The sequence below is a fragment of the Rhodoferax sp. genome (assembly GCF_010365055.1).
In the GTDB taxonomy this organism is placed as follows: Bacteria; Pseudomonadota; Gammaproteobacteria; order Burkholderiales; family Burkholderiaceae_C; genus Rhodoferax.
In genome coordinates, this window is record NZ_JAAFHA010000108.1 from 1 (window position 1) to 10905 (window position 10905).

The following is a 10905-nucleotide window of genomic DNA, read 5'->3' on the forward strand; positions in this document are numbered from 1 at the left end:
ATCAATCCACGGGTCAGTCACCTCTTTTTGTATTCAAATTCAAGTGCTTACGCTCGTGACCTCGACGTCATGCCGCTTATGTAAGTGCCATTCACCTTAAGGGTGAATTCATGACCGGCATTCACGTCCTGTGCTCGCCCGAGTTCTTTGATGCGCTCACGGGCCACCCCAAGGTCGAGCAGGCCTACACCTACTGGCAGCAAGGGGCGGTGCTGATCAACGACATGCGTGCAGGCTTTAACTTTGGCGGCTTGACCTTCGAGGAATACCGCGGCCAAGCCACCGACCTCAATGGCGTGAGTCGGCGCTTCATCGCGGCTGGTGAGGCGCACGCGTTCCCGGTGGGCACCGTGGACACCTTCAGCACCTACTTTGCACCGGCGGACTTCAACGAGACCGCCAATACGCTGGGTCAGGTCTTGTATGCCAAGCAGCAGCCACGCAAATTCGAACGCGGCACCGATCTGCACACGCAAGCCAATCCGCTGCCGATGTGCCACCGCCCGGGTGTTCTGGTCAAACTGACCGTGGCCTGATCGGGTTAGCTTGTCATGGGCATGATCGAATCGATTTACGCGTCGGCAGCGAGCGCCGGGCTCTTGAAAGAGGTGACTTGGATCATTGATCAGTCCGCAAGGCCAATGCTGGCTCAGGTCGGATTTCGCGCGCCTGATGAGAATCTGCTCGATGGGCTGGCCATGGGGCGTGATTACACGATCACCTATCCGGCCAGCAGTCTTGCCGGTTTGAAAGCCAGGGCGCGACTGTCGGTTGACGGTCAGGCCTACGAGGTGCGTGAAGTGCGGGCTGTTGGTGATGGCTCGGAGTGTCGGGCCACGCTCACCAAGGTGTAGCCGTGGCGCTCTCCGTTCGTGAACGCATCTTGCAGGCCATCACATCCATTTTGGAGACGGTCGCTCTCACATCGGGTGCCACCCTGATCCGCTCCCCCACAACGCCGGTCACGCGGGAGCAGTCACCGGCATTACTGCTGGTGCCTGAATCTGATCAGGTCACCGCGCGCCCCAACGACCGGGTCGAGCGTCAGTTGGTGTTGCGTGTCACCTCGGTCGCCCGTGACGACGGCTCGCGTCTGGCGCATGCGGTGGCGGATGAATTACTGGTTGCCGCACACCGGGCGCTCTTTGCGCACAGCCCCTTCGACGGTCTGGCTATTGGACTGCAGGAGCTTGACTGCGACTGGCAGGAGGAGGACGCAGACGCAGACCTGGCAGCTATGCCAGCGCGCTACCAGATCACTTACCGGACCCTGGCCGCAGACATATCGCAGCTTGGGTGAACACAGAGGCACCTTGAAAGGAAATCCAGTGCAAATTGAACTTCTCAAACCCCATGAACACGCCGGAGCGCGATGTTCTGCAGGCGCAGTCCTGTCGATTGACGACAACCAGGGCCAGTGGCTGATCGACCTAGAGGTCGCACGCCGTGTCAGTGCGTCTAGTCCTTCCAGCGCTTCCAGTTCCGCCAAGCCTGGCAAGCCGAATTCTTCGTCCGTGCCCAACAGCCCACACTCTCTCAATCCAACTTCCAAACCCACAGAGGAAATTTCCAAATGAGCTACTACGCATCCTTCCAGGGCCGGGTCTACCTCGGCAAACGCGATCCTCTGGGCAACCCCATTGAGGTTCGCTCTCCCGGCAACGTCGCCGACCTGAAGCTTTCCCTTAAAACCGAGGTGCTGGAGCACTTTGAGTCGCAGTCCGGCCAGCGTTCGCTGGATCACCGCATGATCAAGAGCAAATCTGCCACGGTCAGCATGTCGGTCGAGGAATTCACCAAAGAAAACCTGGCGCTCGCCCTGTACGGCACAGCTGTGGCCAGCACCGGGGGCACGGTCACCAATGAGCCCATTGGTGGGGTCGCACCGATGGTGGGCGACCGTTACTTTCTGGCGCATCCCAAGGTCACCACCCTGGTAGTCAAGGACAGCGCGGCCACACCGACCACATTGACGCTGGGTACTCAGTACACGGTGGACACGGATTTCGGTGCGGTCCAGTATTTGGACACCACGGGTCTTATTGCGCCATTCAAGGCCAGCTACGCGTTTGGTGATGTGTCGGAGATCGGCATCTTCACGCAACCGCTACCCGAGCGCTACTTGCGATTGGAAGGTTTGAACACAGCCCAGAGCAACGCCCGTGTTCTGGTGGAGTTGTACCGGGTGGCGTTCGATCCTTTGAAAGAATTGGCACTGATCTCCAACGACTACAACAAGTTTGACCTGGAAGGTTCGCTCTTGGCCGATTCCAGCAAGCCGTATGACGCGGTGCTGGGTCAATTCGGTCGGATCGTGCAGCTGTGAGCAAAAAACGGAGCCACCACCATGACTGATTTGGAAAAACTCATCCCCCAGGCGCTCGAGCTGAGCATCAATGGCGAGACTCTGGCGATCAAACCCCTCAAGGTTGGCCAGATGCCTGCCTTTTTGCGGGCCATCTCGCCGGTGATGCAGCACCTGACCAAGACAGAGATCGACTGGCTGGCACTGTTTGGTGAGCGCGGCGACGACTTGCTGTCAGCGATTGCCATTGCGGTGGGCAAACCGCGCCAGTGGGTCGACGAACTGGCCGCTGACCAGGCCATTGTGCTGGCCGCCAAGGTGATTGAGGTGAACGCCGATTTTTTTACCCGAACGGTGATGCCCAAACTCGACGGACTGCTCGGTCAGGCGAGGACCCTCGTAACACCGCCACCACCACCAGTGCAAATGCCGACGCAGGCTACTGGTTCGACGCCATCCAGCGGCTGATCACAAGAGGCCACCGGCTACCCGACATCCTGGACTACACCCTGGCGCAGTTGCATGGCTTCTTGTACGCCATCAACCGCCAGGACGGAGCGCACGATGCTCAGTTGCTGTCCCTGATAGCAGTGGGCACCCGGGGCGATGCCAAAAACCTCGACCAAACCCTGGATCAGTTAACTGACCATTCCACCTCACGACGACCTTCTTCATGAAAATTTCCCTCTCCATCGATAGCGCAGCCGCCAAAGCCCAACTGCGCCAGTGGGGCGGTGCGTTTCGCGAAAACGTAAAGGTGGCCACTGCCAAGGCGATCACTGCCCAGGCGGTGGAAATCAAGACCGAGGTGCGTGCCCATGTCATGGCGCACATGTCAGTGGTCAAAAAGTCTTTTTTGCGTGCTTTCACTGCCCGAATGATTAATAAGGACCCGACCCGACTGCCAGCGTTGTATGTGGGTGCCAAGGTTGACTGGGCGGGCATGCACGAATATGGCGGCCAGATCGGCGCAAAGATGCTGATCCCCTTGCATGGCCGGGTCGGGCGCAAACAATTCAAGGCCCAGATTGCCGCTCTGATGCGGGGCGGCAACGCCTACTTCATCAAAAACGCCAAGGGCAATATTGTCCTGATGGCCGAGAACCTCAAGGAACATGCTCAACCGCTCGCAGGATTCAAGCGACGCTACCGCAAAGCAGAGGGCATCAAGCGCATCAAACGGGGTGCGGACATCCCCATTGCCGTATTGGTGCCGCGCGTGGTCATCAAAAAGCGCCTTGATATCGAAAGGCTGGTGGAGGCTCGCATGCCCCAACTGGCGATAGCAATAGAAAACCAAATCAGCACGTTGGACGACTAAAAATGGCCAAACGAATTTCCATTCTTGTCGCGTTAGAAGGCGCAGACGATGGGCTCAAACGCGCCTTGAATCAAGCACAGCAGAGCATGGACACGCTCGCCAGTAGCGCAAAAACGGCGGGCACCAAGGCGGCCACAGGCATGGCCGAGGTCAAGGCCGGTGTTTCTGCCTTCGGTGATCAGATCAACACCGCAAAGACGCAGTTGCTCGCGTTTCTGTCGATTAGCTGGGCCGCAGGCAAGGTTCAGGAGATCGTGCAGATTGCGGACGCCTGGAACATGATGTCGGCGCGCTTGAAGCTGGCCACCATCGGCCAGAACGAATTTGTCACCGCACAGAAGGCACTGTTTGACATTGCCCAGCGCATCGGTGTGCCGATTGCAGAAGTCTCCACGCTGTACGGCAAGTTGCAGCAAGCCGTGCGGATGCTGGGCGGTGAGCAGAAAGACGCGCTCACCATCACCGAGAGCATTTCGCAGGCCCTACGCATCTCCGGTGCGTCTGCCACTGAGGCGCAGTCGTCCTTGTTGCAGTTTGGGCAGGCCCTGGCCTCTGGCGTGCTGCGTGGCGAAGAATTCAACTCCGTGGTGGAAAACAGCCCCCGTCTCGCCCAAGCCCTGGCCGATGGTCTGAACGTCCCCATCGGCCGTTTGCGCAAGCTCGCCGAAGAAGGAAGACTGACCGCCGACGTGGTGGTCAATGCATTGATGGGTCAAAAGGAAAAGCTGGCTGCCGAGTACGCGCAGTTGCCCCAAACGGTGAGTCAGGCCTTCACCCGACTGCAAAACGCATTCGGCCAGTGGATATCGCAAGTCGATGCAGCCACGGGCATAACCAAAAAGCTCTCTGAGGCGCTCACCTGGCTTGCGACCAACTTCGATGTCGTGATGCAGTGGCTCAAGAAAATAGCGGAAGTAGGACTGGCCGCACTGGTTTACCGCTTGCTGCCAGCCCTGATCATTGCTTGGCAAACCGCAGGAGCGGCAGCCGTCACGGCAGCAGCGGCCACCTCAGCCGCCTGGGCGACAGCCAACCTGTCCGTCTCGGCAGCAGTGGCCAGCGTGGGTGTGCTCAAAACAGCCTTCGCGGTGCTGGGTGCCTTTTTGCTTGGCTGGGAAATCGGTACCTGGCTGTCTGAGAAATTTGAGATCGTTCGTAAGGCGGGCATCTTCATGGTGGAAATGCTGATGAAGGGCATTGAGTTGATGCGCTTTCAGTGGGAAGCGTTTGCAGCGATCTTCACGTCGGACACCATTGCTGCTGCCACCAAGCGCCATCAAGACCGCCTGGCCGAGATGAATGCGGTTTTTGCCCAGATGTATGCGGACGCCAGCAAGGGATCCGATGCTGCCAAGGGTGCCATGACGGCCGTGGCCAATACCGCAGAAGAAATTGCTAAGCGACTGGAGGCCGTGCGTCAGGGCACGCAAGAGGCAGTCGGCCGAGGTGTTGAGGCGGTTCACTCTGCAGTAGAAAAGCTTAAATCTCGCCTAGGCGAGGTTGAGCAGGCGGTCACCAAGGCCAACGCGGTCGTGACAGATGCCACCAGCAAAATGGCCGAGGCCTACAAGGGCTTGACCACGCTGGTGGAGGCGGGCCTGCAGCGCCAGATCGACGCAGTCAAGGCACGCTATCAGCAGGAACAGACGGCGCTGGACCTGTCCACGGCGTCCGAGGCGACTCAGATCGCTAAGTCCACACAACTGCTCACCGACGCACTGACCCAGCAGACCGCCTTGCGCCGCCAGGCCACCACGGACACCTTGAAACTCATCGATGACGAGTCCAAGGCCAGGATTGCAGAGGCCGCACGTCAAGGGCTCACCGAGGGCGCGCGCAGCGCCAACGTCACCCGCGTGGAAAACGAGATTCTCGCCACCAAACGCCAATCGATGGCGCAAGCCGCTACCGAGTACAAGGCTCACATTGATGCCTTGAACGCTGAGGCCAACCGGCATTTGGCTGAGGTCCAGCGCATTGAGGAGGCAAAACGCCAACTCACGATGAGCACCGAGGACAAGATTCGGGAATTGCGTCGCTTGGGGTTAACCGAATTCGAGGCAACCGAGGACCGCAAACGCCAAGTGGTCGAGTTGCAGACCAAGGCTAGAGAGGCGCTGGCCAACGGCGAGTTTGAGTTGGCACGGCAGTTGGCGCAAAAGGCCATGGACTTGGCCGCACAGGTGGCCACCTCACAAACCACCGAGGCCAAAAAGGCTGAGGAGGCTCGCAAGCAGTCCGAGCAGGGGTTCTCAGAAGTCGCCAAACTGGAGGCGCAGTCACGCGCAGCCGCCAGCAAGCAGGAGTACACAACCGCCCAAGACCTGATGCGCCAGGCTGACCAGTTGCGCGCTGAATTGGCCCAAAAGACCAAGGATTCGGATGCCGCAGTGGTCAAGGGCAAGGAAGGTGTCAACAAAGCCATTCAGGACATTCGGGAGTCCGAAGACATACTTAACAAGGCGCTGGACGCTGAAGGACTGGCGCACCAAAACGCAGCCAAGTCAGCCGTTGCCGCGCGCGATCAGATCAAGCAAACCCTTGCCGATACCGAAACCCAGATCGACCAGATAACAACCAAACTCAAAGAGGGACTGAAGGTCACCCTTGATGCGGACACCACCCGCTTTGATAAAGCCATTGGGGATCTGGACAAGGCGCTGGCAGAAAAGGAACGACTGATTCCCATCAAGGCCGATCTGGAGCAGGCACAAAAGCAATTGCAGGAGTACGAGCAGCTACTAAAAGAAGGGAAAACGCTTCCGGTCAACGCCGATGTGACGCAGGCCAAGGCGGCGTTGGACAAGCTCACCGCCTATGCCAAAGAGAACTCCCTGCTGGAGTTGCGCGTCACCACAGAAAAAGCGCAAGCCTCGATCACCAACGTCGAGGGCATGATCCGTGCGCTGGACCGGATCAATACCGAGTCCAAACACAACGTCAGTACCAATGCGGACGCAGCACGGTCCCAGATTCAAAGCCTCAACGGTCAAAACACCTCGAGCACGCACACTATTTACGTGACCAAGGTGGAAACCAAAGCTACGGGTGGACTGGTGGGCAGTGGTGTACCCGGTGGTCTGCCGCATTTCGCGGACGGTGGCTCAGTCTCTGCGACCTCTGCTGCATTCTCACGGATGAGTGGCGGCGCGGTACCAGGCTCGGGCGACCAGGACACGGTGCCACGCACATTGGATGCTGGCGCTTTCGTGCTGCGCAAGGCGGCGGTGCGCAAGTACGGTGGGGGAGTCTTGGCAAAGCTGGCAAATAGCATGGCTGGCGGTTTTGCCGGGGTTGCCGGGGTTGCCAAATTCGCCACCGGTGGGCCGGTAAATCCAGGGTCCAATCCGATCAAGCGCAACAAAGACGCGGCTGAAGCGCAGCAAATGATCGAGCTCGGCCTGCAGGCGATGCGCGACAACAACGCGTGGCTGCGCCACAACTATGGCGCTTCACTGAGCATCAACATGGAGTGGGACACCATGAAGAGCTACGGCCAGCAGGCGCGAGTCGATCGCAATCAACTCGAATCCCTTCTCACACGCAAACAACTCACCGCCAATGAGCGACAGAAAGTCGATGCCATCAAGCAGACGTGGCGTCAAGCCATGGCTCAGCCGCTGATATGGGGCAAGGACGTAGAGCGCGATCTGATGGACTACATGGAGCAGCACCAGGGCGAGTTTTACCGGGGCGGCGGCATAGCCAAGTCAGACACCGTGCCCGCGATGCTGACCCCGGGTGAGTTTGTGGTGAATCGGGGCGCTGTTGCCAGGTTTGGTGCTGGTCTGTTTGAGTCGCTCAACAACTTAACGCTGCCAGCACAGGCCTTGGCCCAGCATGTGCAGGGCTTTGCTACGGGTGGACTGGTCAGCCCGGCAACTAGGGGCACCAGCATGGCGCGCCCCGTACTCGATAAGCCATCAAGCTCGACCCGCACGGTGCGCGTGGAGTTGGCCGCTGGCGGCCGCCAGGTTAGTGCCCAAATTGACGAGCGCGATGAGGGGCGGCTGCTGCAACTCCTGCAAAGCGCCCAGATGCGGGCTGTCTGATGAGGGCGGCCTGATCACGATCGGCATGCAGACGAGCTGCCTGAAGTCGACCTCGTTTTCCTACTTTTACTAATTTCTGCCATGCAACTTAAAAACCTCACCGATGGGGCCACGTTATCCCTGCCCGACGACCTTCTGTGGATTGACGAACACGCCTGGAGCCCAGCGGTGTCCACCGTGTCTTACTTGTTGAACGGTGCACTCTTGGTCCAGTCGGCTGTGCGCCAGGCGGGAAGGCCCATGACGCTGGTTGGCGCTGCCGATATGGCATGGGTCACGCGCCAGGTGGTGAACACCTTGCACGCGTGGGCTGCATCGCCACTGGCAGACAACACAGGCAGTTTTGAGCTGACGCTGCTTGACGCACGCGTGTTGACAGTGGCCTTTCGTCACTCGGAGACCGCCGTGGAGGCAGAACCCGTCAAGGGATTTCCGGCACGGTCGGAGTCTGACTTCTATCGCATCACCCTGCGCTTGATGCAAATCTGAACCTCATTCTCAGTCCTCATTTCCAGTCTTTCCCCAATTCCTGCGGAGTCTCTCAATGCCAATTCTTACAGGCGACATCAAGTTGGTCGCGTCTCAAGTCATGCTCGATGTTGCGGAAGGGGGCGGCGCGCCCACTGCCAACGTCATTCAGGACGCCACCAGCAACGCCATCTTTCCCGACATCTCGGAGTTGGACCGGGCAGGCGGCCGCGTCAATCTGCGCAAAGTGCACGTAAGCGTGCAGACCCCGGACACCGACACCTACCTGGGCTCCAACGTGATCGTGGCCGACCCGCCCAGCGACCCCAACGTCAGCGTGACGCTGTTCAGCACCAAGGAAGTGTTTGATCGGCGAGATTCAGCCAAAAAGCGCGTTGAGGCGTACCTTGCACCCGGACCCGCCTGGGCAGGCTTCCTGTTTGAGAACCACATCATCGGCCAGCGCTCGATTCAGTTGTTTCAGATGCCGAGCAGCACCGCACCGGCGATCGGCCACACGATTCTGATTGTGCAAAACGAGAGCATCAGCACGGAGAAACTGCAGTACGTTCGTGTCACCCGCACAGCCTCAGTGCTGCGTACCTTCATCAAAGAAAACGGACAGGAATACAAAGCGCTCGTTGTCACGGCCGACCTCAGTGACGCGCTGCGTTTTGATTTCATCGGTTCGCCCCCCAGCGAGTTCTTTCGCAAACAAGCTTCTGCTGCCCTGGTTCGTGACACGACGGTCGCCGACGCTGCACAGTATTTCGGTGTGGTGCCTTTGATGGAAGCGGTGAGCATTGGCAGCCTGAGTGCCAAGGCCAAGTCGATCTTTACCCAGCTGGTACCCAGTGCGCAGACGGAGATCCCGGTCATTGATGCCAACGCAGCGGGTGAGTACGACACGGTGGTGGATTCCTCCAACGGCTTTGTCTCGATCACCACCTCCATTGGCTTCAACCCCAACGTGGCGCTGTACTTTGGCAATCCGGTTTTTCCGGGTACGCTCAATATTGCTTACTCCGGTGGTGCACTCACCGATTCGTCCGGCGATCTTTTGCAGGGCACGACCGTCATTGGCACCGTGGACTACGCGCGCGGTACGGCCACCCTGGCACCTTCGTCCCCGTCCATCGGTGGCAGCAAGACCATCACCTACAAAGCTGCGGGTGCTCCGCTGCAACTGGCCGACTCCGCAGGCATTTTTGTGTCGCAGGAGACTCGGGCCTACAACTACATCCAAACGATCAGTCCTCCTCCGGCACCTGCCACCACTCGGGTGAGCTACCGATCCAACGGGAAGTGGTACGACCTGCGCGACAACGGCGGTGGCAAGCTGGTGGGCTCTGATGTGGCCTATGGCGCGGGCACTGTGAGCTATGTCACCGGTACGGTGGCGGTCACTTTGGGGGCTTTGCCGGATGTGGGCGGTGAAATCATCTTGAACTGGGGATCCCGGGTCAACTACATCAACCGCGCTTACGCAACACTGCCGCCCCTCAAAATCCCGCTGCAGTTGGCCCAGACGGGCATCACGCCCGGTACGGTCGTGATTAGGTGGAACGATGGCACGGCGCGTACCGCCACGGACGATGGCAAGGGCAACATTACCGGCAGCGCGACAGGGGCGGTGCGGTATCAGACGGGACTCATCAATCTTGAGCCCACTTTGCTTCCAGCCGGTGGTCAGATCTACACAGTGGACTATGCGTATGGCCCGCCGGATGTGCAGGAGTTTCCGGCACCTTTGCGTGACATCAACGGGAATGTGCCGCTGACGCTGTCCAAGGCTAATCTTCGCCCTAACACGGTGGAAGTGACCTGGAACCTGCTCTACAACCCCTATGACCCGGTCACGATGACCATGTTTCCGCCTCGCGACCCGTACAAGACGGTGCGCGACAACGGGCAGGGGCGTTTGCGCGATACCTTGGGCGCAGATTACGGCGCGGTGGACTACGTCACCGGGATACTCAACCTCCGAACTGAGACCACAGTTGGGATGCCCCTGGCCAAATACGCATGGGTGCCAATTGGCAACAATGCGCAGGGTATCGCGATGCGACGGTGGCTGTTCCAAGGCTGGGAATATTTCCCCGTTGGGGCCAACATGCCCAATGACGAGTCGGCGAAGGTGGTCGTGAAATACCGCACCATGGACGCGGACTCTGCCATCAGCGCACCCATCAGCACCAGTGCCCTCAAGTTCGACCTGACCGATCAGTATTCCGAGAACATTGTGCCGGGCAGTGTGAACTTCACGCTGGGCGGGCGCACCTACTTTGACCGCGCGGGGAACCTGTACTACAGCCTGGACGTGGCCACCGGCAATGCCGTCAAAGCAGGCACGCTGAACTACCAGTCTGGTGAAGTGACGCTGGATGCGTGGGCAACGGCGGCATCTTCCACGGTGTCGGTCAAATCGCTGTTGACCTCCATGGATGGTCGCCCGGTCGACGAGGTCACGTTTCGTGCACCGGTGGCACCGCTGCGCACTGGGTCTGTGCAAGTCCTGGCAACACGCCTGGCTGGCGGCCTGATGAATGTGTCGGCCAACTTGGCGGGGGACTTCGTTGGCACCGATGTTTCTGGCCACGTGGATTACGACACTGGCGTGGTTCGCCTGCGCTTTGGCTCTATGGTTACGGCAGCAGGCAACGAAACGCAAGTTTGGTACTCGGCCGCGAATGTGGGCACCGACGGCAAGGTATTCAAACCCGCACCAGTTTTCGCCAACACCATTCGCTTCAATGCGG

8 protein-coding genes and 1 pseudogene are annotated in these 10905 nt (G+C 59.3%); all 9 read left to right on the forward strand.

The window, feature by feature from the left end:
• Positions 1-95: 95 nt before the first annotated feature.
• A pseudogene (locus GZ093_RS17805) lies at positions 96-536 on the forward strand (major capsid protein); the annotation flags it as partial.
• 21 nt (positions 537-557) lie between these two features.
• Positions 558-854, forward strand: coding sequence for a hypothetical protein (locus GZ093_RS17810; protein ID WP_296488588.1), 297 nt, complete (start codon positions 558-560; stop codon positions 852-854).
• Between the two features lie 2 nt (positions 855-856).
• Positions 857-1300 (forward strand): hypothetical protein, encoded by a 444-nt coding sequence (locus GZ093_RS17815; protein WP_296488590.1) that lies wholly within the window; start codon positions 857-859, stop codon positions 1298-1300.
• Positions 1301-1573: 273 nt separating this feature from the next.
• Positions 1574-2326 carry a hypothetical protein gene (locus GZ093_RS17820; RefSeq protein WP_296488592.1) on the forward strand — a complete coding sequence of 251 codons (753 nt, stop codon included), beginning with the start codon at positions 1574-1576 and terminating at the stop codon, positions 2324-2326.
• A gap of 21 nt (positions 2327-2347) precedes the next feature.
• The gene (locus tag GZ093_RS17825) at positions 2348-2773 is read left to right on the forward strand and encodes a hypothetical protein (protein ID WP_296488594.1); all 426 of its coding nucleotides are present in this window, start codon (positions 2348-2350) and stop codon (positions 2771-2773) included.
• Positions 2774-2978: 205 nt separating this feature from the next.
• The gene (locus tag GZ093_RS17830; protein ID WP_296488596.1) at positions 2979-3626 is read left to right on the forward strand and encodes a DUF6441 family protein; all 648 of its coding nucleotides are present in this window, start codon (positions 2979-2981) and stop codon (positions 3624-3626) included.
• Between the two features lie 2 nt (positions 3627-3628).
• Positions 3629-7678 carry a tape measure protein gene (locus GZ093_RS17835; RefSeq protein ID WP_296488599.1) on the forward strand — a complete coding sequence of 1350 codons (4050 nt, stop codon included), beginning with the start codon at positions 3629-3631 and terminating at the stop codon, positions 7676-7678.
• A gap of 81 nt (positions 7679-7759) precedes the next feature.
• On the forward strand, positions 7760-8167 hold the full coding sequence (locus tag GZ093_RS17840; protein ID WP_296488602.1) for a hypothetical protein: 408 nt from the start codon (positions 7760-7762) through the stop codon (positions 8165-8167).
• 55 nt (positions 8168-8222) lie between these two features.
• Positions 8223-10905: hypothetical protein (locus tag GZ093_RS17845; protein WP_296488605.1), on the forward strand; the 2683-nt coding region annotated here is incomplete at its 3' end.

What these genes read in the sequence shown, in the direction of transcription:
- GZ093_RS17810 (WP_296488588.1), top strand. Translation starts at nt 558, where the DNA reads ATGATCGAATCGATTTACGCGTCGGCAGCGAGCGCCGGGCTCTTGAAA.
- GZ093_RS17820 (WP_296488592.1), top strand. Translation starts at nt 1,574, where the DNA reads ATGAGCTACTACGCATCCTTCCAGGGCCGGGTCTACCTCGGCAAACGC.
- GZ093_RS17825 (WP_296488594.1), top strand. Translation starts at nt 2,348, where the DNA reads ATGACTGATTTGGAAAAACTCATCCCCCAGGCGCTCGAGCTGAGCATC.
- GZ093_RS17830 (WP_296488596.1), top strand. Translation starts at nt 2,979, where the DNA reads ATGAAAATTTCCCTCTCCATCGATAGCGCAGCCGCCAAAGCCCAACTG.
- GZ093_RS17835 (WP_296488599.1), top strand. Translation starts at nt 3,629, where the DNA reads ATGGCCAAACGAATTTCCATTCTTGTCGCGTTAGAAGGCGCAGACGAT.
- GZ093_RS17840 (WP_296488602.1), top strand. Translation starts at nt 7,760, where the DNA reads ATGCAACTTAAAAACCTCACCGATGGGGCCACGTTATCCCTGCCCGAC.